Genomic DNA, 26,022 nt, shown 5'->3' with positions numbered 1-26,022 from the left:
TGGTCCTGTACTACTGCTTCCAGCAGGCGTTGGCATAGGCGGCGGTGACCTGGCGAATACGCGCTTTGATCAGTGCGCGCGGTGCGTTTTCGAGCTGGCCCTCGCGGACCAGGTGGTATTCCTGGGGGAAAAACTGGCTCAGCAGGGGCAGCGGTATCGGTGCGCCCGAGAGGTTGTCCAGCAGGGTGTTCACCGCAGCAGTGACCGCGTCGTCCGGCCAGTAGTAGCGGATGCGGTCACTGTAACTATAGCGTCGGTAAAGCGGCTGCTGCTCTGGTGCCACCTCGTAGAAACTCTGCCAGTAACCCGGTTGCGCCTGCATGCGCGCTTCGCAGACCGCGCGCAGGTTGGACTTCTTCCCAATGCCCGGCAGCTCATCTTCGATATAGCTGAGGGCGAACAGGGCTTCGCGCAGGGCAAAGGTCAGCTGCGGGCCCACTTTCAGGATGGCGAAGTGGTCGCGCACCAGTTGCTGGTAGGCGGCGTCGGTCTGGTAATCGGTGGAATGCGCTTCAAAGGCGATCCCGCCGGTTTTTTGGGCCAGGGCTTTCAGTTCGGTGGCCTTGTGTGGCTGGTAGTCGATGATGGCGGTGTGATCGAACTCCACGCCGGGCTGCACTACCAGGCCCACAACCCGTGACCAGGCGGCATCGAGGCCGCGCTCGGCAAAGGCGCGCTGGTGCAGTTCAATGGTGTTGCGGGCGTGCTCTGGCCGGGTCACTTCCAGCTCGGTAATGGCTTCCTTGGCGCCACCGGGCGGCGGCACTTCAGTGCCAATCACGTACACCACCTGCCCGGACTTGCCGCAGCGTGCGGCGGCGTCCTCTGCGGTGCGGCACAGGTCAGCGGCACGCGCAGCAATCACCGCGTCTGCCAGCGGCAGCACATCGTCTGCACAGGGCATGCTGCAGTCCAGGTGGATCTTGCTGAAGCCGGCGGTGACGTAGGCGTCGATCAGGTCGCGCGCCTTGGTCATGGCCTCCGCGGCAGGCTCTTTCTGCCAGCACACCGGCCCCAGATGGTCTCCGCCGAGAATAATGCGGCTCGCATCCAGCCCGGTGCGCTCGGCCAGGGTTGCCACGTAGTCGAAAAAGTCTGCCGGTTGCATCCCGGTATAGCCGCCGAACTGGTTGACCTGGTTGGCGGTGGCCTCGATGAGCAGGGGCGAGTCGTCCGCCAGTGCCTGCTCCATGGCTGCCTCAAGCACCAGGCCGTGGGCGGAGCAGATGGCGTAAATCCCGCGCGCTTCCCCTCCCAGGTTGGCTCTTATCAATTCTTGCAGCATGGTAAATCCTTGTTGTCTGAGTATTTGACGCGCCCGCAGGGTGACCCCTGCCGGGCCGCGATTCAGTCGACGATCACGACCCTGACCCCGGCATCGGTCAACGCCTCATGGAATGCCTCGGGAATCCCCTGGTCGGTGATGAGAATGTCGATGTCGGAAAAGTCGCAGATCTTGTGCACCCCGGAGCGCTTGAACTTGGAGGAGTCGGTCACCGCAATCACCTGCCGGGCGACCTTGCACATCAGGCGGTTCAGGTTGGCTTCGTATTCGAAGTGGGTGGTGATGCCCCCCTGGAAGTCGATGCCGTCCACACCCAGGAATACCTTGTCGAAGTGGTAGCACTGCAGGGCGTCTTCCGCGGCGCGGCCATAAAAGGACAGCGACTTCTTGCGCAGGGAGCCACCGGTCATCAGCACTTCCACGCCCTCTGCATCCACCAGTTTCTGCGCCACGTTGAGGCCGTTGGTCATCACCACAAGGCGGCGGAAGTGTTGCAGCTCGCTGGCGATCTCCGCAGTGGTGGTGCCGGAATCCAGGATGATGGTGTCCTGCTCGCGGACTTCGCGGGCGGCGGTGGCGGCGATACGGCGCTTGATATCCAGGTGCTCCGTGACCTTTTCGCGCACGGAAAGCTCCGGGCTCACCCGGTTGCTGGCCACGGCGCCACCGCGGGTGCGCACCAGCAGCCCCTTCTGGTGCAGATAATTGAGGTCGCCGCGGATGGTTACGGTGGAAACGCCATATTTCTCGGCGAGCTCCGGCACCTGCACACGGCCGGCATCAATCGTCGCCTGGACGATGTCGTGTCTACGCTCAATGGTATTGGCTGTCATGTGACGTCCTTGATGAAATCAGATGTGCATTCTACGAAACTTTCATAAGCTTTCAAATCAAATTTATTTTTCAGGGCCTTTCGTTTCTTATTTGTGCTTATAAATCAATAATTTATTAGTTTATATCGGCGCGAATTACAGTTTTTTCGATGTGGAAACGAAAGTTTTTGAAGCGTTTTTTTGTTGATGCGTCAGTTTCGCTTGGTTATTGTCAGCCCCACACAGAGATCACCGTTTAGCAGGTTTTGAGGTACACAATAAATGAGCCAAATCGATCGTCGAAAGTTTCTGAAAGCCGGCCTGACTGCGGCCGCTGCCGCCACTGCCGCGGGCTGTGCCACCAATGCCGCCACCGGTAACAACCTGCTGGCACCCAAGGGCCAGAAGTCGGTCATGGGGCTGGTTGTACCGCCGATGGACACGGTACGCGTGGGCTTTATTGGCGTCGGTGAGCGCGGCGTGGGTGCGGTAAAGCACTTCTGCAACATCGATGGCGTCGAAATCAAGGCGATCTGTGACACCGACCCGCTGGTGCTGGAGCGCGCGGTCAACCTGGTCACCAGCAAGGGCCTGCCCAAGCCCGCCGCCTACGGCAAGAACGAGCACTCTTACCGCGACCTGCTGGACCACAACGATATCGATATCGTGATCATCTCCACCCCCTGGCGCTGGCACGCGCCCATGTCGGTGGAAACCATGCTCAGCGGCAAGCACGCCATGGTGGAAGTACCGGCGGCAGTGACCGTGGAAGAGTGCTGGCAGCTGGTCGATACCGCGGAGAAGACCCAGAAGAACTGCATGATGCTCGAGAACGTGTGCTACGGCCGCGACGAGCTGATGGCATTGAACATGGTGCGCATGGGCCTGTTTGGCGACCTGCTGCACGGCGAGGCCTCCTACATTCACGAGCTGCGCTGGCAGATGAAGGAAGTGCACCGCAAGACCGGCTCCTGGCGCACCCAGTGGCACGCCATGCGCGATGCCAACCTGTACCCCACTCACGGCCTGGGCCCGGTTGCCCAGTACATGAACATCAACCGCGGCGACCGCTTCGACTATCTCACCTCCATGAGCAGCCCGGCCCTCGGCCGCGCCGCTTACGCCGAGCGCGAGTTCCCGGCGGATCACCTGCGCAACCAGGTGGAATACATCGCCGGTGACATTAACACCAGCCTGATCAAGACCGTGAAGGGCCGCACCATCATGGTCCAGCACGACACCACGACACCGCGTCCGTACACCCGTCACAACCACATTCAGGGCACCAACGGCGTCTTCGCCGGCTTCCCCAACCGCATCGCCCTGGAGAAAGGTGGTCGCAAGAGCTACCACGAGTGGGACTACGACATGGATTACTGGTACGACAAGTACGACCACCCGCTGTGGCGCCGCATGGGCGAAGTAGCCGAGCGTAACGGCGGTCACGGCGGTATGGACTTCCTGATGTTCTGGCGCATGGTCTACTGCCTGCGCAACGGCCAGCCACTGGATCAGGACGTGTACGATGCAGCGGCCTGGTCTGCGGTCACCCCGCTGTCGGAAGCTTCGGTGAAAGACCGCGGCAACAGTAAGGACTTCCCGGACTTTACCCGCGGCGTGTGGAAAACCGCTGCACCGCTGGGCATTGTAAGTTGATGTACGGGCGGGCCTGCTGCCCGCCCTGACCATCTCGCCAGGGAAGGCTTTTTCTCTCCATTTTGAAACGATTATTTGCCTGCAATAAGGCGAAGGGGCCGCTGTACGCCTGCCGTTTGTGTGCTGTGCCCAACCTCCACCACGACTTATAAAAACGACATTGGGTAAACGATTATGCTCGACAACAAAAGAACGACGCTCAGCCTGGTAATCGGGGCACTGGTCATGGCATCTCAGGCCGTGGCGCAGGACGTGGACACTCAGGAAGCGGAAGATATTTTTGAAGGCCCGGCCACCGAAACCGTGGAAGAAGTTCAGGTAACGGGTATCCGCAGTAGTATCAAGAACTCCCTGGATATCAAGCGCGATGCCGTGAATGTTGTCGATTCCATCGTTGCGGAAGATATCGGCAAGTTCCCGGACCAGAATATTGCCGAAGCCCTGCAGCGCATGAGCGGTATCACCATCACCCGCAACGGGGGCGAGGGGCAGAAGGTGACGGTGCGCGGCCTGGGCGGCGACTACAACGTGACCACCATCAACGGTCGCCGCATGGCGTCCGAGCACAGCAGCCGCGATTTCAACTACGACCTGATTGCAGCAGAGTTGTTGAAAGGGGTGGAAGTCTACAAGTCGCCGGTGGCGGAGACCCAGGAGGGCGGCATCGGTTCGGTGATCAATATCCGCACCCGCCGTCCGATGGATTTCCCCGGCCTGGTCATGCAGGGGTCGCTCAAGGGGATTTACGAAGATCGCACCCAGGACATGAATCCGCAGGCGTCGTTCCTGGTGAGCAATACGTTTTTTGATGGCACCTTCGGTGCCCTGCTGACCGGGGTGTATTCCGAGCGCACCCTGCGCACCGATGGCTACTACGGCAGCGGCTTCTACAACGAAGGCGCCGAAGACTGGATGACCGTGCGCGAAGACGTGGACGGCGACGGGGAATTCGATCCGGAAGTCGACAACGAGTACGGCACCACGCTGCCCGGTTACGTGCAGTACCGCAACTGGCAGGATACCCGTGAGCGCACCGGTGTCAGCCTCGCGTTGCAGTGGCGTCCGCGCGACGACATCGAAGTGAACTTCGATTCTATCTACTCCGCCTACGATACCAATGGCGAGGAGTACCAGATTTCCTTCGTGACTTACGACGAGTGGTGGACACCGGGTGTGCCCAGTGTCGGCGACCTCGGCTTCGACGAAAACGGTCTGGTCAATGCGGTGACGCTGACCGATGGCGCCATGGTGGAGCTGCTGAATACCTCGGTACCGCGCAACACCGAAACCTATCAGGTGGGCACCAATGTGGCCTGGGATATTCGCGACGATTTCCGTGTATCCCTGGATGTGTCGCACTCGGAGTCGGAAATTCGCAACACCGGCGACAACCGCTATGTGGTTGCACGCGGATTTGTGGATGAGGTACGCATCGATGGCTCCGGCAACAACCTGCTGCCGGACATCACCATGGATCCCGCGCTGTCGCACACCTCCCCGTTTGGAGCGCACTACAGCTATAACTCGGGCAATACCATCAGCGATGCGGTGTCCGAGATTCGCCTGGACGCGGACTGGGCGCCCATGGGCGACCTGATCAGCTCGGTAAAATTCGGTGTGAATTACGGGGACCAGAGCAAATCCCGGCTGACCTTCGCTTCTGAAAATGCGTCCATGTTCAGTAACGGCGGCGATTATTTTGAGCACTATCCGGATTTTGATCCGGACCTGTCGACGGTAGAAATTATCAATGGCCTGAAGTTCTTCCGTTTGCCCGCCGACGTATTGCGCCAGCCGCGCTTTGACGATTTCCTCGACGGCGAGCCGGGCAAGCATCCGCTGCCGTGGGCGAGCTTCGACTACGACAAGCTGATGGCCTTCTACGAAAGCATCAGCCCGGAAGCGGCGGCCATGGTGCGCGCCACCTATCAGCCCACCCAGTCGTTTGATCTGGGGGAATCCACCCTGGCCGCGTACCTGCAGGCAGATCTGGAAACCGAAGTACTGGACCGCCCGCTCACTGCCAATTTCGGTGTGCGTGTAGTCGAAACCACCGTGAACAGTGCCGGTTACTCACTGGACCCGGATGCGGTGCGCTTCGAGCAGGATGACGATCCCGACAACGTCACCGGTATCAAGGTGGTGGGCAAAATGGCGGACTACCAGTACCGCATCGAGTACCAGGATTCTTACCTGGATGCGCTGCCCAGCATGAACCTGAAGTGGGAATTGAACGACGAGCTGGTGTATCGCCTCAGCGCCGGCCGCGTGATTACCCGCCCCAGCATCGACTCGCTGAAGGCCTACAGCTATATCGACCTGAACGAGTTTGAGCTGCACACCGCCAACCCGGGGCTGGAGCCCATGCGCGCCAACCAGCTGGATACGGCGCTGGAGTGGTACTTCTCCGATTACGGCGCGCTGACCGCCACTGTGTACTTCAAGGATATCGAGTCCTTTACCGAATACGGTCGCAACGGCGTGCGCGAAATTGACGGCTACGAGTTTGAGGTGTACAGCGCACTCAACGGTGACGAGGGCGCCATGGTGCGCGGCCTTGAGCTGACCTACCAGCAGTCCCTGAGCGATCTGCTGCCCGCCCCGTTCGATGGTCTGGGCGTGCAGATGAACTATACCTATGTGGATAGTGAGTACGACAATGCCGAGCGCCGCCAAGAAGGCCTGCCCTTTGTCGGCATGCCCAAGAACTCGTACAACGCGGTGGTGTACTACGAGCAGGATCGTGCACAGGCGCGGCTGGCGTACAACTGGCGTGGCAAGGTCCTGACCAACCCGGCCGCCTGGGGTGGCCCCAGCTGGGATGCGGAGTACGGGCAGCTGGATTTCAGCGCGGATTACGATCTGACCGACAACTTCAATCTCAGCCTGAGTGTGAACAACATTACCAACGAGCGTAACTGGGGTTATGTGATGCGCCCGGACCAGGTCAGCCACCTGACCCGCTATGGCCGCCTGTTTAACCTGGGGCTCAGCGCGAACTTTTAAACTTCCTCCTTATAACCCGGCTCCGTGCGGAGCCGGGATTTTTTTGCATTACCTGGGGGCAACGTGAGTACCGTAACCGTGCAGCAAAATGTTCCGACCGCCCGTAAAAGCAGCCTGTTACCGATGGCGATCATCGGCATGCTGTTTTTCATTTTCGGGTTTGTGACCTGGCTGAACGGGTCGCTGATTCCATTCCTGAAGATTCTTTGCAATCTGAATGAATTTGAGGCTCTGTTCGTCACTTTTGTGTTTTATATCGCCTATACGGTGATGGCCCTGCCCATGTCGTACATCCTGCGCCGCACCGGTTACCGCAACGGTATGGCACTGGGGCTCGGCATTATGGGGGTGGCGGCACTGGTGTTTATTCCGGCGGCGCAGACCGGCAGTTATGCCATTTTCCTGCTGGGGCTGTTTGGGCTGGGTGCCGGCCTGACCATTCTGCAGACCGCGTCCAACCCGTACGTGGTCAAGATTGGCCCGGTGGAAAGTGCGGCCACCCGTATCGCCATTATGGGCATCATCAACAAAAGCGCCGGGGTGCTGGCGCCGCTGGTGTTTACCGCGCTGGTGCTGTCGGGGTTGTCCGACTTCAATACCCAGGCGGTGTCCCAGCTGAGTGGTGAAGCGCGCGCGGAAATGATGGACGCCGTCGCCAATCGCCTGATCACGCCGTATCTGTATATGTCCGGCCTGCTGTTTCTGCTGGTGGGGCTGATCAAGTTTTCCGGGTTGCCGGAAATCGAAGAAAACACCGGCGGCGAAGACGATGGCCGCTCCGGTGTGTGGCAGTTCCCGCAGGTGGTGCTGGGGGCACTGGCCCTGTTTGCCTACGTGGGTGTTGAGGTGATTGCCGGCGACACCATCGGTCTGTATGGCGAGGAGACCGGTGTTGCACACTTTTCCTCGCTCACCTCATACACCATGGTGTTTATGGTGGTGGGCTACCTGCTGGGCGTGTTCTGTATTCCCCGCTGGATCAGCCAGCAGCAGGCGCTGACCGGCTCGGCGATTGCCGGTGCCCTGTGTGTACTGGGGGTGCTATTCAGCTCGGCCGAGAGTACCGCGCTGGCGTCCACACTCTGGGGCTGGACGGGTATTCCGGTGATTCCTGACTCGGTGTTCTTTGTGGCGCTGATGGGGCTGGCACACGCGCTGGTGTGGCCAACGGTCTGGCCGCTGGCGCTGGACGGCCTGGGGCGCTTTACCGCGCAGGGCTCTGCGCTACTGATCATGGGTATTGCCGGGGGCGCCATTATTCCGCTGATTTTCGGCAAACTCTCGGAGGTGTCTGGCACCTTCCAGACCGGCTACTGGGTGGCGCTACCCTGTTACCTGTTCATTCTGTTTTACGCGCTGAAAGGGCACAAAATGCGCACCTGGTAATGCGCATCTGCTAGTGCGCACCCGGCGAGGATGCGCCGAATCCTATTCGTTTGTCACGACGACTATGTATCCCGCGGGTTATCCTGCGGGATACCAGCCCTCTTTACAGAGGGCTTTTTTTTGCCTGTGGAAAACGTTACTGATCCGCTTCGCAATCCCGCGTCATGTTTTCCACGCGGTCGGCATGCACAATCAGGTTGTCCTCGATACGCACGCCGCCGAACGGACGCAGCTTTTCCACCTTGTCCCAGTTCACTTCATCCGCCAGTTGCGACTCTTTCAGGTCCGCCAGCAGGCTCTCGATAAAGTACAGCCCCGGCTCGATGGTAAACACTTGGTTTTCCTCGATGGTACGGGTGGTGCGCAGGAACGGGAATTCCTTCGGCGGCGGGGTGGTGCCGCCTTCCGGCGCGGTCTGGTGACCACCCACGTCGTGCACCTGCAGGCCGAGGAAATGGCCCAGGCCGTGGGGCATGAAGGTGCCGGTGAGTCCGGATTCCACCGCGCTCTCCGGGGCGGTCTTGATCACACCGAACTGCTGCAGCAGCTCGCCGACCTTGTGGTGGCAGCTGCGGTGCAGGTCCACATAAGAGGCGCCCGGGGTGAGGCCCGCCACCAGTTCCTGCTCTTTCTCGTGCATTGCCGCCACCAGCTCCGCGAACTCGCCATCGCGATACGCATACGAGCGGGTGATGTCGGCGCAGTAGCCGTTACAGTCGGCACCGGCGTCGATCAGGAAGCTGCGACGCTCGCTCTCCGGCAACCGCTCGGTGGAAAGATGGGTGTAGTGCAGGATGGCACCGTGCTCGTTGAGGCCCACAATGTTGCCGTAGGGCATGGTATTTTCGCCCTGGCCCGCCGCCTGCAGGTAGGCCAGGTTGATGTCAAATTCGCTGGCACCTGCACGGAAGGCGTCTTCCGCGGCCTTGTGCGCGCGCACCGCGATGCGGTTGGCTTCCCGCAGGCAGGCGAACTCATACGGTGTCTTGTAGGCGCGCGCCCAGTGCAGGCGGTCGATCAGGTGTTGCGGGTTGCGCTCGCCGATGTCCCAGCCTTCGAGTTTGCCGGTTTCGCCGATAAACGCGGCATCTTCCCCGTTCAAAAACGCCTTGGCCTCTTCCGGCTTGGCCAGCAGCTCGATATCGTAATCGTCGCTCCAGAAGGTCTGGGGGGCGGGCGGCACGTAGTGCCAGAAGTCCACCGGGCGGTAGAACAGCAGCTTGGGCTTTTGGCCCCGGCGATAGACGACCCAGCTGTGGGGGTTGTCGGTAACCGGTACCAGGGCCTTGAACTGGGGGTTGACGCGAAACGGGTAGTAATTGTCGTCGAGGAACTGCACCGAAGGCGCACCGCTGAACACATTCAGGGTCTCGAACCCGCACTGCTCGAGGATCTCGTCGTAGCGCTTGCGCAGCGTGGCCAGGTGTTCACTGAAAAGTTGCTTGTCCATAAAACCCCTAGGAATTTGATCAATTATTGCCCTGCGTGGCAGGTGCACGAATGCACATAGTGTATAGTCAGCACTCTGAATAATTAGTCTGATTTTTGCCGATGGAAAAGAAGATACTGCTAACGGACTGCCCGGACGCCAAAGGCCTGATCGCCAAGATCACCAACATCTGTTACAAGCACCAGCTCAATATCACCAAGAACGACGAGTTCGTGGATCGCGCCCAGGGGCGCTTCTTCATGCGCACCGCGCTGGAGGGCAACTTTAACGATGCCACGCTGTTGGAAGACCTGGATCTGGCGCTGCCCGCCGGCGCCGAGCGCAAGCTGGTGGCCAGCGGGCGCAAGCGCCTGGTGCTGATGGTCACCAAAGAGTCCCATTGCCTCGGCGATATCCTGATGAAGTGTTATTCCGGGGCGCTGGATGTGGAGATTGCGGCGGTCATCGGCAACCACAATGTGTTGCAGCCACTGGTGGAAAAGTTTGATATCCCATTCCACTGGGTGCCGGCAGATGGCCTGGAGCGGGCGCAGCACGAAGAGCAGGTGATGCAGCTGGTCGACAGCTATGCCCCGGACTACCTGATTCTCGCCAAGTATATGCGGGTGCTCACCCCGCAGTTTGTTGCCCATTACAGCAAGCGCATCATCAATATCCACCACTCCTTCCTGCCGGCGTTCATCGGTGCCAAGCCCTACCAGCAGGCGTTTGAGCGCGGGGTGAAAATTATCGGGGCCACCGCGCACTTCGTGACCGACGACCTGGATGAGGGGCCGATCATCGAGCAGGATGTGATTCACGTGGACCACGGCTACTCGGCGGAGTCCATGGCCAGCGCCGGGCGGGATGTGGAAAAGCAGGTTTTAAGCCGCGCACTGCAACTTGTGCTGGAAGAGCGTGTCTTTATTCATGGCAACCGCACCGTGGTATTCAAATAACTTTTCAAAAAGGGAACGTGATGCTCAGCCGTCTGTACTTCTATTCCTTGATTGCGCCCGTGGTTTTTCTCGCAGGGTGTGCCAGTGCGCCCAGTGCCCCGAACCCCGGGCTGAAGGAGTCTTTCCATACTGAAATTTTCGCCAACGGCTCCAAGCGTTTTACCTATTCCCTGGAAATGGCGGCGCCGATGATTCGTGGGCCTTACACCGAAACGCCGAATATGCGCAGTGGCATGGTGCGGCAGCAGGAGATGGCAAGGGCGTCCCGGGGAAGCCGGAGTCAGGAGCGCGATTTCGAGCATGCCCTGGAACTCAAGCTTCAGGAAACCGGCTTCTGTCGCGATGGGTATTTTGTGATTGACCGCGTGGTGTCTCAGCTCGGCGGCGAAGTGCGCGGCGAATGCCGGGATGCGGCGCAGCGCTGAAAATTTTTCAGTGTCGCCAGTAACAAAAAAGCCGGGGCAGTGCTCCGGCTTTTTTGTGTTTTAAAATGATCTGCTTGTTACACATCCGTTTTCCACATCAAACGCATCAATCCATATAATACTCAACCGGCGGGCTGGGCGCCCGCAGCGTGCAAGGCGCTATCGAGAATACCTTTCGCAATCAGTGTGGTCGGGTGATCGGGGCCGAGCTGATTCACCAGTTTAGTATGACTGGATTCCAGTAGCGCGAGTGCCTCTTGGTAGCGTTGCTGTTCAGCGTACAGACGTCCGAGCTTGTACTGTGTCTGCAGGGTTTCGATGTGCACAGGTCCGAGGGCGGCCTTCCGTTTCTGCAGAGTCTCGAGAAACAGGTTTTCCGATTCGTCGTAGCGCACTAGGCCACGGTACACATCGGCGAGGTTATGCATGGTTCTCAGGGTTTCGGGATGATCGGGTCCCACGACTTCGCGAGCCAGACGAATGTGACGCTCGAGTACGGGTACAGCGGCGTCAAATTGTCCGCTGACCTCAAGCACCGAGCCGAGGTTGGACAGGCACTTTAGTGAGATGGTGTGCTTTTCGCCGAGCGCGCTGTTGGCAATTCTGTAGCATTCCCGATACCGCGCCTCGGAGATGTCAAAATTCCCTAGCCAATGATTGATAACGCCCAGGTTACTTAAGGCTAGGAGCGTCTTGGGGTGCTTGGCTCCATAAAAAACCTGAGTCTCTATATAGAGTTTGTTGAACTGTTCATGCGCAGCCGGTAACTGCCCCGCCATGTGCAGTGCGCTGGCGTAGAGGCTCAGTGCGTCTAGCTTGAGCACGGGGTCGGGCGGGTTCAGCCGACGCGCAATCTCCATTGCTTCCCGCGCTATTTTCAGTCGCTCTTCTGAGTTGAACTGCAGATGCAGTACATCGCTGACGGCGAGAAGAGTCCGCAATTGTTCACGCGGTGAAGTGATTACGCCATCGCGATAGGCGCGCAAGGCAAATTGCATGTGCTCATCGGCTTCTGACGGCAGACCCAACTGGGCGTATGAAGTACCAATGACACGATGCAGGGTGGCGGTAACGGTTCGCTGATCCGCACCGGTTGTCTCCCGGCTTTTCAATTGTTGGGCGGCCTGGTCGAGCATTTCCCGCACGGTGACCTCGCGCCCTTGGGCCTTATCGGGATTTAGCCCGGAAAACATCTGCGAAAGAAAATCTGAAATGGTTCCTGCACGCACCAGCTGCTGACGCGCAAGGTCTCGCTGTGCACGGAGTTCTTCTGCCTGCAGCCACAGGAGCGCGCCGAAGCTGAAGATCGCAGCCACGAGAAGCGTCAGGGACGCACTGGCTGCACGGTTGCGTGCAATAAACCGGGATATCACGTAACCCCAGGACGATGGTCTGGCGTTGACCGGGCGCTTTTCCAGATAATTGCGGATATCTTCAGCGAAACGGGAAGCGGAGGCATAGCGGCGACCGGGCTCCCGTCGCAGCGCCATCAGCGTGATGTTGTCCAGATCTCCGCGCAATTGGCGGCGCCACCCCGGACGATTTTGGATGTCCGCAAGCTTCCCGTTTGCCCGATTGTCATCGTTACAGTGAGTGGGTAGCTGCGCGAGTGCGCGGCTGGGTGAAACCGGGTCCTGCTGAAGTATGGCCTGTACCACGGTGTGCGCGGCGGTGGTGCTCTGTTCGAACGGGCGGCAATTGGTCAGCAGTTCGAACAGGACGACGCCGAGTGCATACACATCACTGGCGGTGCTCACCGCTTCACCCCGCAGTTGTTCCGGGCTGGAATAGTGGGGTGTGAGCAAGCGCTCGGCGATATCCGTTTCCGGTTGTTGCAGCGGGATACTGGAATTCTCCAGTATCTTGGCGATACCGAAGTCCACCAAGCGCGGTTGGCCGTCGGTGCTGACGAGGATATTGGAGGGTTTGATGTCCCGATGGACCACCAGGTGCTGGTGGGCATAGTCCACCGCTTCACATACTTTGCGAAACAATACGAGCCGCTGCTCCAGGCTCGCATTGTGGCGGTGGCAGTAACTGGTGATGGACTCCCCTTCGATGTACTCCATGACCAGGTACGGAATGCCTTCGGGAGTACTGCCACCATCGAGGAGACGCGCGATACCCGGGTGCTCCAGGGCCGCGAGAATCTGTCGCTCGCTGTGAAACCTGGCATTGACGTCGTCGGAGTTGAGCAGCTGGTTCCGGATAAGTTTGATGGCCACGCGCTTATCGAAGGTCTGGTCTGCGCGCTCGGCCAGGTACACATCACCCATCCCACCGTGGCCGATGGGGCGTATTATCCGGTAGGCACCGAGGGTGACACCGGCTTGCAGAACGGGACCATCGAGGAAGTGTCGCGCTGCATTCTCGACAATATGCGCGGCCTGCTCGCCGCCCGTACACTGTTGCAGCAAGGATTCCACCGACTGCCGCAGGGCCTCATCGCCAGCGCAGGCGCGCTCCAGAAATTGGTCTCGCGCATTGGGCGGGTGCTCTAATGCCTCATTGAAAAGCCTTTCGATCTTACCCCATGTGTTGAATTCCATGCCGCCACCGTGTTGCTGTCCACCGACATTGCGTTGTGCAATCCATCGGATAGTACCATGTGTGGTATAAACAGCGGGCCTCACCGGGCGGGAGCCTGAGGCGCTGATGCGTGGAAAACAAAAGTGCAAAAAGAATTCACCCGACTACTCAAAGAATGGCAGAACGGCAAAGGCTCCGGTGCGGATAAGCTGGGGGAACTGGTTTACCGCGAACTGCACCGTTTGGCCCGCCAGTCCATGCGCCATGAGCGCAATGATCATACTCTGCAGCCAACCGCGTTGGTGAACGAAGCGTTCATACGGTTACAACTGGCGGATGTTGATTTCTCCGACCGTTGTCATTTTTATGCGCTGGCCGGTCGTATGATGCGTCGTGTGCTGGTGGATCACGCCCGTTGCGCACAGCGTGAAAAGCGTGGCGGCGGCGTTGTGCATGTCTCGCTGGACACTACCGTCACGGAACCGGCCATGGAGGATGCGCTCCTGCTTGAGCTGGATGATGCACTTTCACGGTTGGCGCAGCGCGATACGCGCAAGGCAGAAATCCTGGAACTACAGTATTTTGCGGGTCTCACCGCCAAGGAAATTGCCAGTGTGATTGGTATTTCCAGCCGTACCGTTGAGCGGGATGCACGATTTGCCCGCGCCTGGATTGGTCGTGAACTGGAGCTTGCACATTCCTGACTTTTCTGGCTTAAGTAATTTTCCACCCCCTGTTTCTATTCGCAATTCATTCCCTTCCCACATTTTTCGAAAATTTTAAAAAAAGATGTCGGTTTCATCTCCCCGATGGCGCTTTAGGACTTGAGAGGGGGGGTGTTTTTGGCGCCCACTTTCTAAACGCTACCACTGCGCCGGGCAGGGCAATGTGGTTGGCGCAGTTTCTGGCCGGCAAAAATATCGGGATGAAAGAATGAAAATACTACGGACTGGTCAGCGCGGATTCTCCGTGCTTGGGGCACTTGTGTTCTGTTTACTGGTGTTGCTTTCGGGGTGCGGGGGTGGCTCTGGGTCTTCTGCGGCGCCGACCCCGGAACCGGCGCCGGCTCCGGCACCCGTGCCGCCAGTAACATTGTCGGCGGGCGGGGTCAAAGGTCCGTTGCTCAATGCGCAGGTGAAAGCGTATGGGTTTGACGGAACACGGGTGGGCCTGCGCAGCCTCACGCCGATCGCTGAGGGGCTCTCCTCGGCAGAGTCCATCACTGTGGTTCTGGAGATTGCCGATGACCCTGAAATCCTGATCACACCGTTGATTATTGAAGTCACGGCGGACGCTCAGACCCTGGATCTTACCTCGGGTGGCACTCCAGTTCTTACAAGGCTGCGGACTGCGGTTACTGAGGCGTCTCTGTCGGAACTTGAAAAGGGCGGTGCCATTTATGCGACACCGCTGTCCACGGTTGCGGTCGATCTGGCAATTGCATTAAGCGGTGAAAACCCCAGTGCTGACGTATTTGCCGAAAACCTGGAGCTGGCCGCCCAAATGGTGCGCTCAACCCTGGCTGTGGGTATTGCGGAAAAAACCGACCTCTACCTGTCTCCCCCGGTCCTCACCGTCGATGCCGTTACGCTCGAAGACCAGTACCGGGTGGCGGAGGTGCGCACTGTCTCGGAAACCATCGCGGCAGTCGTGCTGGAGCTGCAAAAAAACATTCGTTCCACCAAGCCGGATTCAACGGTGTCTACCGATCAGCTGCTAACCGCACTGGCAGAAGACTTGACCGATGGCGCCTTCGACGGAAAAGGGGTTGATGGGGCGGTGCCGGCGCTTAGCTCCGTGAGCGACTTCGCTGCGGTCATGGCGCTGGATCCTTCGTTGTTGATGGTCGCCGGAACAGAGACCCCCATTGGCGATGTAGAGCAGGTACTTATGGCCGAAGCGGAGGCAACCTGTAATTGTGATGGAGAGACAGTTTCCACCTTTATCCGCGACGGTAGCGTGGACTTCAAACCGGTTCCTGCGGCACCGGTGGTTGCCCCTGGCCTTATTGAAGACGCTTTTCCCCGGGTGGTGAGCGCGGTTTCGACCGGCAATGACCGGATTCTTTTGACCTTTAACCGCGCAATGGATCCGGAGACCGTGGAAACGCCCGCTCACTATTCCATTGTGCAGACCAACGTCAATTCGGAAGTCGGCACCGTGCAGGTTAAAGCAGCAGTGATGCCCGACGAGTTTTCCGTTGAACTCACAACCTCCCCACAAAATGAGGTGACTTACACGGTCACAGTCACCAATGCCCGTGATACCTATGGCCGGCAGATCGAGATCGTCAGTAGCTCTGGTGGACAAACGGTATTGTTCAATGCCGCCGAATTTGCCGGCACGCCGCCTGCGGTTTACTACGCCTGTAACAGCGAATCCTACAGTGATCTGGTAGGGGTCGCCTGTGTGGTTGACCCCGATTGCTGGGACCCTACGTACGATAGTGAAGTGGACTCCACGCCCGGTGGCCAATGTACGGTTGCCAGTTCCGATTTTGTCGACACCGACGGCGACGGCATTACCGATGAGAAGGAGCTGCGCGGCTACACCGTGGTGATCGAATACGCCAATGGCACCCTGGAAACCCGCCAGGTGACCAGCGACCCGCACAGTGCGGATACCGACGGCGACGGCATCGATGACCGCGATGAGCTGCGCTACGGCGGCAATCCACGGGATGGCGATACCGATAGCGATGGCCTCGGAGACAACCTCGAACTCAACGTGCTTTACACCAGCCCGTTCAGTGCCGATAGCGACGGCGATGGCCTGGAAGACGGCCTGGAGTACGACAGCCTGCAGACTTCCCCGCTGCACGCGGATACCGACGGCGACCAGCTGACAGATGATGTCGAAGTCCTGCAGCGCTACCGCAACCCACGCGTCGCAGATCTTCCCAGGATCACGCTAGTGCCGGGCAATTACTCGATTACCCTGAATGAGGCATACACCTACACGGACGCCACTGGCCAGGAGAGCGTGGTTGAGTCCAGCTCTACCGCGCAGGTACTTACGTCCAGTGGTCGAGAGGTGCTGACGATTGACGAAACTGTGGATGAGGTAATGCGCAACTGGGGCGGGCAGATCGGCATCAGGCTCGGAAAATCGGATCAGTATACAGATGGTCAGTTCTTTGTGCAGGGCGAAGCCCTGGCTTATACCGACTGGAACCTAAATGAGATTACCACTACCGGCGAAAACATTACTTCATCGCGGGAGACGCAACAGGTACTCGAGGACTCTTACAGTAAAGGGGTATTGCTGAGCCAGAGTTCGGAAGTCTCGCGGGAAGTCACCAGCGCAAATATTAATGTGGAAATCGCATTGCACAACCGGGGGGATATCGCGTTTACCGTAAGCGATATCGAGGTAACCCTGTTACGTGTACGCCGCGGCAGTCGTGAACTGGAGCCGCTGGCGACGTTACTGCCCAAATCCGGCACTTCGTCTTTCTCCCTGGGCCCCTTCAATCCGGTGATCGGACCTCTGGTGTTTAGCGATAACAAGCTGCCGCCGTCGGTGGCCGAGGAGCTGCTGCGCAACCCTTCCGGGATTGTTTTCCGTATCGGCAACTATCAGATCAGCGATGAGTTTGGCCGTCAGTTCAGCTACATCAATCAGGAAGTGCAGGATGTGACGGCGGGTCTGGTGATTGACTATGGCTTCGAGGGCATTGAGCGCTATCAGCTGGCGGCGACGGCGCTGCAGGACTTCGGTACCGGTGAGGCCCTGGGCGGGTATGACGCCAAAGGACGCCCGACCGGCCTGCCACTCACCTACCTGCTGGAAAACCAGCTGGGCTGGGAGCGCAACCCCACTACGGAAGACGCCATTGTGGCGGGTATCGAGGGCGTCGCACAGACCGCTGCCCTGGGTGATGACGTGCAGCGCGTTGCCGTGGGTACCCGCGGCCTGGGTATTGGTGAGGTCATTATCGAGGCCGGCCCCAATGGGAAGCTGGATTCTGTAAGCGACCCGGATTCATTCAATCACCCTGCGATTACCCGTGGTTTTGATACCAGCGCCACCTGCGGTACCGATTCCCCGGTCATTTTCCAGGGGGATCGTATTTGCAGCATCGCCAGCCAGTGTACCTGTACCGAGGAGAACGGTTGTCCGGTAGAAGTGCTCGCGGATGCCGAGCCGGGTAACGAGGGGTTTGCCAATGCGCAGTGTGATGGCCCGCAGATCATCACCCGTGTGGGCGGCTACCAGAGTCAGCCCGGTTCCTACCGTTGGGTGGCACTGACCAATGCAGACCTCAGCACCAGCGCGGATATCGACAGCGTGGTGATGAAACCGGGTCAAAGTTTCAAGCTGGCCTTTGTGCAGGACCTCGATAAAGACGGACTGTTCGCCCGCGATGAGTTTATTGCCGGTTCCACCGATAGCCCGGTGAATCAGGAAGACAATGTCGCCTTTGGTGACACCTACCGGCAGCCAATCGCCGGCGAGACAACGGCCTGTGGCTTTGATGTGTTGCCCGCCTTTTGCGGGGAAGAGGCCAATCAAAGTGTACGTATTCCACTGGCGGATTCCCGGGATACTGACCGGGACGGTATGGAAGATGCGGTGGAGCTGAGCGTCGGCTGGGAGGTGGAAGTCAATGGGCAGCCGCGCCGGCGAGTGTATTCCTCGCCGATTTTACGCGACTCCGATGGCGACGGTCTGACGGACTGGCAGGAGCGGGATATTCGATTCAGCTGTGCTCGGCAGTTCTACACGGCTGGCGAAAATCGGCAGGTCGAAGGGGAGTATTTTGGCCCGCTGCGCCTGGGAGAATTTGCCTTCAGTGAATACACCATTGCCGGTTACCCACAGAACTATCAGAACCAGCAGCTGGTATATGCGGATGTTTTCGCGAGCTCGGAATCACCCACAGAGTCACTGCTTGGCGATGATTTACTGAGCCAGATGCTGAATTACAGCGATGCCACCTCGGATTTGTACATCCAAAAAGTGGCACCTTACTGCGTGCCCGATGTTCTGGATCCGAGTACGGCAGATCCTTCGGATTACCTGAGCCGTGCCGCGCGCCTCGATCCGGAAAATACCGATACCGATGGCGACGGTGTGGGCGATGGCAAGGAGCTGATGGGGTACGAGGTGGGCTATGCGTACGTGGCCTCGGAAGATTTCAGCCGCATTGTTGCCGGTCAGGACCCGGTGACTTTTTCCGCTCAGAAAGACGACATCCTGCTGCGAGAATTCTCGGTTACCATCGAAGCTGGGGATGTGATTTATCTGCCCGGCCCCAACGGAAAATTCGATGCGGATTACCAGAACCTTTATCGCCGGGATATTGATACCGAGTTTCGAGGCCTGCGAGAGGATCTCTCGTTGCTGGTCACGCGCCAGCCTGTGCGCATCCGCAGCAACCCGCTTTCCGCAGACAGCGACGGTGACCTGTTGTTCGATGGCGCAGAGCTGGCACTCGGCACCAACCCGGTCGTGGCGGGTGATGTGGGCGACCTGAAAGACAGCGACAGTGACGGCGTCTTCGATATTGATGAAAGCCGTGGCCTGACGATTTCGGTAAACGGTACGTCACTGATCGTGCGCTCCAACCCGGCGCGTTCCGATACCGACGGGGATGGATTGCCGGACTTTGTAGAGTTTCAGGTCGGCACAAACCCTTCCAGCGGCGATACCGATAGTGACGGTCTCAGCGATTACGACGAATTCAGCGAGGCGCAGTTTGCCCAATACGCGGCCTTTGCCGATCGCTTTAGCAATTTCGAACTGGACGGCTCCGGGTCGCAGCAACTCAACACCTTGCCGACGCAACGCGACAGCGATAGCGATGGCCTGACCGACGGTGAGGAGCTGGCCGGGTTCGACCTGGTTACTCGTCAGGCGGGACTGGCGGTGGTAGTGCCGGTGAAAACCAATCCCTTGAGTGCCGATACGGATGCGGATGGACTGTCGGATCTGGTCGAGCTGACTACGGCCATCTACGGCGGCAACCCGCCGATGATGACCAATCCTGTGGACGCGGATAGCGATAATGACGGTATCGGCGATGGCGCTGAGAGTGACAATGGCACCGACCCGCTTGAACCGGATCGCCGAGTCACGGTGCGTTTCTACGAGATGAGTCTGTTTGATAGCTCGGAGGCGGAAGCAGAATGGGACTGGCTGTTGCGAATCCAGGAACCGGGCGCCCTGGCGCCGGGTGAGGTGGTGAACACCGATGAAGAATATAGCCAGTCGCCATTGGCATGTACTAACTGTCGCTACACCGGCTACCCGCAAGCGTACAATCCGCCCGTAATAAGCCCGTTATCCGGTGAGTACGGAGACTATGGATGGATCGAAGATCCCAACGGGAGCACGGATGCCAACGGTAACCTGCGTTACATCACCGGTTTCATCCAGGCAGACCAGGTAGGCTATATGTTGCCGCAGTTGGGGAATTCGGCGTCAAAGGAATTTATTGTACGCGAGGGACAGAGCTTCTCTCTGAGTGGAGTTGTAATGCAAGCCAACTTCCCAAGTGGCGCCGGTACTGCACCGGTAAACTTCACCTGTGTTTCCGCGTTCAGCGAGACCTACACCTATACCGATGTCGCCGCATTACCGTCGATTCAGGGAACTGCGGACCTCTCCGAGGACTCGTGTATTACTTCGGTGCGCTACGAAATTCATATCGGCCAGTAACCGGATTCAGCAACAGGAATGAAAAAGGCCCGCAGTGCGGGCCTTTTTTGTTTAAGACAACTTATTGGGACAACCTGATTATGGTCTTGCCAATCAATCCATATAGCTCTCAACCGGCGGGCAGGAACAGATCAGGTTCCGATCCCCGTACACGTTGTCGATGCGGTTGGACGCGGGCCACACCTTGTGGTGCTTCAGCCAGGCGGCCGGGCGACCAGCGACTTCGCGGCTGTAGGGGTGCGTCCACTCGTCGGTCATCACGTCGTCCTGGGTATGCGGCGCGTTGTGCAGGGGGTTGTCCTCTGCGGTGTACTTGCCGCTGGCCACATCTTCCGCTTCCTGGCGAATGGTCGCCATGGCTTCGACGAAGCGATCCAGCTCTTCCTGGGCTTCTGATTCGGTGGGCTCGATCATCAGGGTGCCGGCGACCGGGAAGGACATGGTGGGCGCGTGGAAACCGAAGTCCATCAGGCGCTTGGCGATGTCTTCCTCGGTGATGCCGCTCACTTCCTTCAGCGGGCGCAGGTCGATCAGGCACTCGTGGGCGATGAAACCGTTGCTGCCTTTGTACAGCAGCGGGTAGTGCTCACTCAGCTTCTTGGCCACGTAGTTGGCGTTCAGGATCGCCGTTTCGGTGGCCAGCTTCATGCCGCTCTTGCCCATCATGCGGATGTACATCCAGCTGATCGGCAGGATGCTCGCAGAGCCCCAGGGTGCCGCAGAAATGGTGCCGTTGGCCGGGTCGTTGCCGGGTACTTCGGTCACCGGGTGGCCGGCCAGGTACGGCTTCAGGTGTTCGCCCACGGCGATCGGACCCATGCCGGGGCCGCCGCCACCGTGGGGGATACAGAAGGTCTTGTGCAGGTTCAGGTGGGATACGTCACCACCGAACTTGCCCGGCGCGGCCACGCCGATCAGGGCATTCATGTTGGCGCCGTCGATGTACACCTGGCCACCGGCGTTGTGGATCAGCTCGCAGATCTCGCGAATACCTTCCTCGAATACGCCGTGGGTGGACGGGTAGGTGACCATCAGCGCGGCGATGCGGTCGCCGTGCTCTTCCACCTTCGCCTTCAGGTCGGCGATGTCCACGTTGCCCTTGTTGTCACAGGCAACTACTACCACTTTCATGCTCACCATCATCGCGGAGGCGGGGTTGGTGCCGTGGGCGGACGCCGGGATCAGGCAGATATCGCGCTGGCCTTCACCTTTGGCTTCCAGGTATTTCTTGATCGCCACGAGACCCGCGTATTCACCCTGGGAGCCGGCGTTGGGCTGCAGGCTCACGGCGTCGTAACCGGTACAGGCGGCCAGCATCTGTTCCAGCTGGGTGAACATCTCGCGATAGCCTTCGGCCTGGTCGGCGGGGGCGAACGGGTGCAGCTTGCCGAACTCCGGCCAGGTCACCGGGATCATTTCCGCGGTGGCGTTGAGCTTCATGGTGCAGGAGCCCAGCGGGATCATGCTGTGGTTGAGGGCGATGTCCTTGGACTCCAGGGTCTTCAGGTAGCGCAGCATCTCGGTTTCGGAGTGGTGCGTGTTGAATACCGGGTGGGTCAGGAAGTCGCTGGAGCGCTGCAGGCCTGCGGGTACGCCAGCGGGGCCCTTGGCCGCCAGTTCACTGTCGAGCTTGCCCAGGTCCAGGTTGTGTTCGCTGCCCACGAATACCGCCAGCAGCTCGGAGACGTCGGCCAGCTTGGTGGTTTCGCTCAGGCTGATACCGAGGGCGTCGCTGCCCACCTTGCGCAGGTTGATCTCAGCATCGATGGCGCGGTCAAAGATTGCAGACTGCTTGTCGCCCACCGCAACGGTCAGGGTATCGAACCAGGTTTCGTGGGTGAGGTTGAAGCCGGACTGCTGCAGGCCGGCGGCCAGAATGTCGGTCAGGCGCTGGATGCGCGCGGCGATGGTCTTCAGACCGTCCGGGCCGTGGTAGATGGCGTAGAAGGCGCTCATCACCGCCAGCAGTACCTGGGAGGTACAGATGTTGGAGTTGGCCTTCTCGCGGCGGATGTGCTGCTCGCGGGTCTGCATGGCCATACGCAGGGCGCGCTTGCCCTTGCTGTCGACCGAGACACCGATAATGCGGCCGGGCGCGGAGCGCTTGTAGGCTTCGCGGAAAGCGAAGAAACCGGCGTGCGGGCCACCGTAGCCCATGGGGATACCGAAGCGCTGGTTACAGCCCACGACCACGTCGGCACCCATCTCGCCCGGCGCTTTCAGCGCAACCAGGCTCATCAGGTCGGCGGCCACGGTCACCAGCGCGTTGGCTGCATGCACCTTGGCGATCAGGTCGGTGAGGTCGCGTACCACGCCGGTGGAGCCCGGGTACTGGAACAGGGCGCCGAACAGCTCTTCCGGCAGGTCGGTTTCCGGGTTGCCCACCACTACCTCAAAGCCGAAATGTTCGGCGCGGGTCTGCACCACGGCAATGGTCTGCGGATGGCAGTCCTGGTCCACAAAGAAGGTGTTGGACTTGTTGCGCTTTACCTGGCGCTTGCACATGGCCATGGCTTCCGCCGCTGCGGTGCCTTCGTCCAGCATGGAGGCGTTGGCCAGGTCCATGCCGGTGAGGTCCATGATCATCTGCTGGAAGTTCAGCAGGCCCTCAAGACGGCCCTGTGCGATTTCCGGCTGGTAGGGGGTGTAGGCGGTGTACCAGCCCGGATTTTCCAGCACGTTGCGCAGGATCACGTTGGGGGTGATGGTGTCGTGGTAGCCCATACCAATAAAGGTACGGAAGATCTTGTTGCGGCTCGCCAGGGCTTTCAGTTCCGCCAGCGCTTCCTGCTCGTCCACGGCGTCCGCCAGGTCCAGATCGTCGGACTTGCGGATGGCGGCGGGAACGGTTTTTTCAATCAGTTCGTCCAGGGTGGCGACACCGAGGGTGTCGAGCATGGCCTGGGTCTGCGCGGCGTCCGGGCCAATATGGCGGCGGATGAAGGCGTCGTGCTGTTCCAACTGCTTGAGGGAAGGCTGGGTCATGATGGTTGGATTCCTGTAAACACTGAATGTGCTGCCGGCAGGCTGCTGTGGAAACAGCGTACCGGTAAAAAATAGCAAAGTGAGCCGGCGATGGGGCCAATTTAAATCGGGTCGGCGGTGCAGTGAGCGGATGCGGTCACAAGCGGCATCCGGCAATGGCGGCGCGACAGTATCGGTACGCGCAGACGGCATGCCTGCAGGCCCCGGCCGGCGCGCATCTTAGCAATGGTGGTGATTGCGGGCAATTGATGTGCAATACGGTCAAATCTGTGCTGCATTCCGTACATATTTGTGACATATATCCTGTTTTAGTGCACTTGGCGTTATTTTATTCTGCGGGGCAGGGCGTTCAACGGCGAAAATACAGGTGTGCGCCATACTGGTGGCATAACAAGAGGGAGTGATCAGGCCTGTGGGGTGCTGTAGCCCGGCGGCCATTGCCGCTCACTCTCCGGCGACTCATGAGTGACCATAGTCAATCCCAGGGAATTCGGGGCTTCATCGTGTTACAAACGGCCAGACTCAATACGCTGCGCTTCAAGGCCTGCCTGTTCTCATTGCTACTTGTGGTGGCAATGTGCCTGTTCTTTATTCTGCTGGGCAGCGGCAGCCTGCAGTCCCTGCTGGCGAAAAACCGCGAGCACCGCCATCTCAACTTTCAGTTTCAGGTTTCTGGTCTGCTGCAACAGTCGCGACAAGAAATGGCCCGCCTTGCGGAACTGATCGCGCTGAGCCCTCGCGGGCGAATTTCATCCCGAGACGAACTGCGCAAAGCCATGAATCGGCAATGGGAGCTGCTGCAGCACAGCTGGGAGCTGCACTCCCTGAAGGTGTATGACGCAGGCGGCAAGCCTGCGCTGAGCTGGGGATCGCCGCATGGCTCCCTGCGCCCGGGGCAGGTCAGCCTGGTGCTGTTGCGCGGTCAGCCTCTGGAACTGGTGCATTGCGAGCCGACCTGTGTGCAGAGCCTCGCGGTGCCCATGCGCGCACGCGGTGGCGATTATGTGTTGCAGGTGGACCGGCCACTGGCGAAGCAGCTGCGCCGCTTCCGCGAAATGACCGGCTCGGATATCGGTATTCTTTCCGCCGTGCGCGAAGCGCCACCGGCGCAGCCGGACAGCGGGTATCTTGCTGGCTGGCAACGGGAGGTGCTGTCGCTGACATCCCGGGAGCGGCTGCTACCGTTGCTCACCCGGGTCTCGCAGGAGGCCGCCGGGGTCGAGTCGCTGGGGCGAACCCGTGTGTATGAACAGGACAGCCGCCAGTTTGATATCCGCACCATGAGCATGGATGCGGACGAGGTGGGACCGCAGTTTGTGTTTGTGGAAGACGTCTCGGGGCAAGTGCAACACATTAACGACTCGGTGAAATTACTGCTGCTGTTCTCCGTGCTCGGCGCATTGATTTTCAGTGCCGCGGTGGCGGGTACCCTGTGGCGCCCAATCGAACGGCTGCGGCGGCTGGCGGAGGCCTTGCCCTTGCTCACCAACGGGCGCTTCGCTGACGCGCGCCGGTTGATCCGCCCGGTAAAAAAGTCACTGGATAAATACGATGAACTGGATGTGCTCGACAACACCGGTCTGACGGTGTGCGACCAGCTGGAAGACATGAGCGAAATGGTCGGGCGCAAGACTGCGCAGCTTGAGCAGATCGCCATGCACGACAGCCTTACCGGCCTCGACAATCGCTATAGCCTGCTGGAACAGTTGGAATTTTATCTGGAACTGGCCCGGCATCAGCCTCTACCGGTGCCTGAACGGGGCTATCTGTTTTTTATCGACCTGGATGACTTCAAGCAGGTCAATGACACCCTGGGACATCAGGGCGGCGATGAATTGCTGAGCGTGATTGCGCGGCGCTTGCTGAGCGTGATGCGCTGCGGCGATATTGTCGCGCGCCTCGGCGGCGATGAGTTTTGTGTTTTTGTGCGGGACATCAAGGGCCCGGATGCTTATCAGACGCTGGCCGATAAACTGCTGAATACCGTGGCGCAGCCGGTAAAAATTGGCGACAGCCTGGTTGAGGTCACCATGAGTGTCGGGGTGGTCGCTATCGATGACACCGCGGGAACGCTGGAAGACATTCTGCAGAAGGCCGACATGGCGATGTACCACGCCAAGCGTCACGGCAAAAACAAGTATCAACTCTTCACCGCCGACTTGCCGGGCTTGTCGGATCCGGTTACTTCCTCCCCCAGCCACGCCATTCCCGGCAGGGAAAAACCTGCGCAACTGGAGCTGGTTACTTCCAAGTCACGGTAGTCGCCACCAGTGGCGTGCTGCCTGATGCTGTCACACGCGCCAGGTCAGAGAAAGTTTTTTCGCGTTTTGCGGCGGCTTGTGCGTCTCTGGTCTATCTTTAAATTGATCCCGCTCGCGAATTTCGCACCCATGTACCCAGGGCGAAAAAAACGGGCGGCAGGAAAAAAGGCGCTGGAATATCCGCAGCGTCGTGCAGGCCGGGCCACAAGCCCGGTAGAAAAAGGTTAACCAGTCCCCCAATGGCGCGCAAAATATACACCACCAACGATCAACTTCTCGGCAGTTATTTACGCAATTTACTGGAGTCGGCGGGTTACTCCGTTCTCACCCAGAAAACCCGTGTAGAGCTGGCTCAGGGCGGGATGGACTGGAACTCCGAGCTGTGGCTGATTCGCGATTGCGAACTCGCCAAAGCCCAGCAGATTGTGCAGCAGGCTCTTGCGGGAGAGAGCGCCTAGCCAGACCGATCACTTAGCCAGATATCTCGTTCTTCTACATTTTCCCGATTCCCCTCCCGATTTGCTTTTTCGCGCACACTGTCGCCACTAAAACTTAAAAAAATTGGCGCCAAATGATACGTGAATGTTGCAGGGTGCGCGTGTAATTTCTTCAAGATTGGTATCTTA

Annotated in this window: 14 protein-coding genes; 9 read left to right on the top strand and 5 right to left on the bottom strand. The window is 59.2% G+C overall.

Annotated features, from left to right (window positions below; genetic code table 11):
- Window positions 1–10: 10 nt before the first annotated feature.
- Together AU182_RS14495 and agaR are read right to left on the bottom strand one after the other, a co-directional pair.
- Window positions 11–1,285: a D-tagatose-bisphosphate aldolase, class II, non-catalytic subunit gene (locus tag AU182_RS14495; RefSeq protein ID WP_066966722.1), complete on the bottom strand. Its 1,275-nt coding sequence runs from the start codon at window positions 1,283–1,285 to the stop codon at window positions 11–13.
- A gap of 62 nt (window positions 1,286–1,347) precedes the next feature.
- Window positions 1,348–2,118 (bottom strand): transcriptional repressor AgaR, encoded by a 771-nt coding sequence (gene agaR / locus AU182_RS14490; protein ID WP_066966720.1) that lies wholly within the window; start codon window positions 2,116–2,118, stop codon window positions 1,348–1,350.
- A gap of 261 nt (window positions 2,119–2,379) precedes the next feature.
- Here agaR and AU182_RS14485 point away from each other — a divergent pair, with 261 nt between their 5' ends.
- The 3 genes from AU182_RS14485 to AU182_RS14475 all read left to right on the top strand — a co-directional run bounded on the left by AU182_RS14485 (window position 2,380) and on the right by AU182_RS14475 (window position 8,145).
- Entirely contained in the window at window positions 2,380–3,753 is a 1,374-nt protein-coding gene (locus AU182_RS14485) for a Gfo/Idh/MocA family protein (protein ID WP_066966717.1), read from the top strand.
- 174 nt (window positions 3,754–3,927) lie between these two features.
- Entirely contained in the window at window positions 3,928–6,759 is a 2,832-nt protein-coding gene (locus AU182_RS14480) for a TonB-dependent receptor (protein WP_066966714.1), read from the top strand.
- 123 nt (window positions 6,760–6,882) lie between these two features.
- Entirely contained in the window at window positions 6,883–8,145 is a 1,263-nt protein-coding gene (locus tag AU182_RS14475; protein WP_066968203.1) for a sugar MFS transporter, read from the top strand.
- 136 nt (window positions 8,146–8,281) lie between these two features.
- On the opposite strand, the gene pepQ is transcribed toward AU182_RS14475, so the two are convergent.
- Entirely contained in the window at window positions 8,282–9,595 is a 1,314-nt protein-coding gene (gene pepQ, locus AU182_RS14470; RefSeq protein ID WP_066966711.1) for a Xaa-Pro dipeptidase, read from the bottom strand.
- A gap of 101 nt (window positions 9,596–9,696) precedes the next feature.
- Between pepQ and purU the strand changes: the two genes are divergently transcribed.
- Both purU and AU182_RS14460 read left to right on the top strand, forming a co-directional pair.
- A complete protein-coding gene (gene purU, locus AU182_RS14465; RefSeq protein ID WP_066966708.1) occupies window positions 9,697–10,533 on the top strand; it encodes a formyltetrahydrofolate deformylase in 837 nt (278 codons plus the stop codon).
- A gap of 20 nt (window positions 10,534–10,553) precedes the next feature.
- Window positions 10,554–10,958 carry a hypothetical protein gene (locus tag AU182_RS14460; RefSeq protein ID WP_066966705.1) on the top strand — a complete coding sequence of 135 codons (405 nt, stop codon included), beginning with the start codon at window positions 10,554–10,556 and terminating at the stop codon, window positions 10,956–10,958.
- Between the two features lie 122 nt (window positions 10,959–11,080).
- On the opposite strand, the gene AU182_RS14455 is transcribed toward AU182_RS14460, so the two are convergent.
- The gene (locus AU182_RS14455; protein ID WP_066966702.1) at window positions 11,081–13,507 is read right to left on the bottom strand and encodes a serine/threonine-protein kinase; all 2,427 of its coding nucleotides are present in this window, start codon (window positions 13,505–13,507) and stop codon (window positions 11,081–11,083) included.
- Between the two features lie 123 nt (window positions 13,508–13,630).
- On the opposite strand from AU182_RS14455, the gene AU182_RS14450 reads away from it, so the two are divergent.
- A complete protein-coding gene (locus AU182_RS14450) occupies window positions 13,631–14,191 on the top strand; it encodes an ECF-type sigma factor (RefSeq protein WP_066966699.1) in 561 nt (186 codons plus the stop codon).
- 229 nt (window positions 14,192–14,420) lie between these two features.
- Window positions 14,421–20,150 carry an Ig-like domain-containing protein gene (locus AU182_RS14445; protein WP_153039238.1) on the top strand — a complete coding sequence of 1,910 codons (5,730 nt, stop codon included), beginning with the start codon at window positions 14,421–14,423 and terminating at the stop codon, window positions 20,148–20,150.
- A 93-nt stretch (window positions 20,151–20,243) separates the two neighbouring features.
- Here the strand turns inward: AU182_RS14445 and gcvP are convergent, their stop codons facing one another.
- Window positions 20,244–23,135 carry an aminomethyl-transferring glycine dehydrogenase gene (gene gcvP, locus AU182_RS14440; RefSeq protein ID WP_066966693.1) on the bottom strand — a complete coding sequence of 964 codons (2,892 nt, stop codon included), beginning with the start codon at window positions 23,133–23,135 and terminating at the stop codon, window positions 20,244–20,246.
- A gap of 461 nt (window positions 23,136–23,596) precedes the next feature.
- Here gcvP and AU182_RS14435 point away from each other — a divergent pair, with 461 nt between their 5' ends.
- Both AU182_RS14435 and AU182_RS14430 read left to right on the top strand, forming a co-directional pair.
- Entirely contained in the window at window positions 23,597–25,396 is a 1,800-nt protein-coding gene (locus AU182_RS14435) for a diguanylate cyclase domain-containing protein (RefSeq protein ID WP_066966691.1), read from the top strand.
- A 239-nt stretch (window positions 25,397–25,635) separates the two neighbouring features.
- Window positions 25,636–25,854, top strand: a complete 219-nt coding sequence (locus tag AU182_RS14430; RefSeq protein WP_066966688.1) for a putative signal transducing protein — start codon at window positions 25,636–25,638, stop codon at window positions 25,852–25,854.
- The last annotated feature ends 168 nt before the right edge of the window (window positions 25,855–26,022 follow it).

The sequence above is a fragment of the Microbulbifer sp. Q7 genome (assembly GCF_001639145.1).
Taxonomy (GTDB): domain Bacteria; phylum Pseudomonadota; class Gammaproteobacteria; order Pseudomonadales; family Cellvibrionaceae; genus Microbulbifer.
The sequence above is the reverse complement of the archived record's forward strand: the minus strand, read 5'-3'. Positions and strand labels throughout refer to the sequence as shown.

What these genes read in the sequence shown, in the direction of transcription:
- AU182_RS14495 (WP_066966722.1), bottom strand. Translation starts at nt 1,285, where the DNA reads ATGCTGCAAGAATTGATAAGAGCCAACCTGGGAGGGGAAGCGCGCGGG.
- agaR (WP_066966720.1), bottom strand. Translation starts at nt 2,118, where the DNA reads ATGACAGCCAATACCATTGAGCGTAGACACGACATCGTCCAGGCGACG.
- AU182_RS14485 (WP_066966717.1), top strand. Translation starts at nt 2,380, where the DNA reads ATGAGCCAAATCGATCGTCGAAAGTTTCTGAAAGCCGGCCTGACTGCG.
- AU182_RS14480 (WP_066966714.1), top strand. Translation starts at nt 3,928, where the DNA reads ATGCTCGACAACAAAAGAACGACGCTCAGCCTGGTAATCGGGGCACTG.
- AU182_RS14475 (WP_066968203.1), top strand. Translation starts at nt 6,883, where the DNA reads ATGGCGATCATCGGCATGCTGTTTTTCATTTTCGGGTTTGTGACCTGG.
- pepQ (WP_066966711.1), bottom strand. Translation starts at nt 9,595, where the DNA reads ATGGACAAGCAACTTTTCAGTGAACACCTGGCCACGCTGCGCAAGCGC.
- purU (WP_066966708.1), top strand. Translation starts at nt 9,697, where the DNA reads ATGGAAAAGAAGATACTGCTAACGGACTGCCCGGACGCCAAAGGCCTG.
- AU182_RS14460 (WP_066966705.1), top strand. Translation starts at nt 10,554, where the DNA reads ATGCTCAGCCGTCTGTACTTCTATTCCTTGATTGCGCCCGTGGTTTTT.
- AU182_RS14455 (WP_066966702.1), bottom strand. Translation starts at nt 13,507, where the DNA reads ATGGAATTCAACACATGGGGTAAGATCGAAAGGCTTTTCAATGAGGCA.
- AU182_RS14445 (WP_153039238.1), top strand. Translation starts at nt 14,421, where the DNA reads ATGAAAATACTACGGACTGGTCAGCGCGGATTCTCCGTGCTTGGGGCA.
- gcvP (WP_066966693.1), bottom strand. Translation starts at nt 23,135, where the DNA reads ATGACCCAGCCTTCCCTCAAGCAGTTGGAACAGCACGACGCCTTCATC.
- AU182_RS14435 (WP_066966691.1), top strand. Translation starts at nt 23,597, where the DNA reads ATGAGTGACCATAGTCAATCCCAGGGAATTCGGGGCTTCATCGTGTTA.
- AU182_RS14430 (WP_066966688.1), top strand. Translation starts at nt 25,636, where the DNA reads ATGGCGCGCAAAATATACACCACCAACGATCAACTTCTCGGCAGTTAT.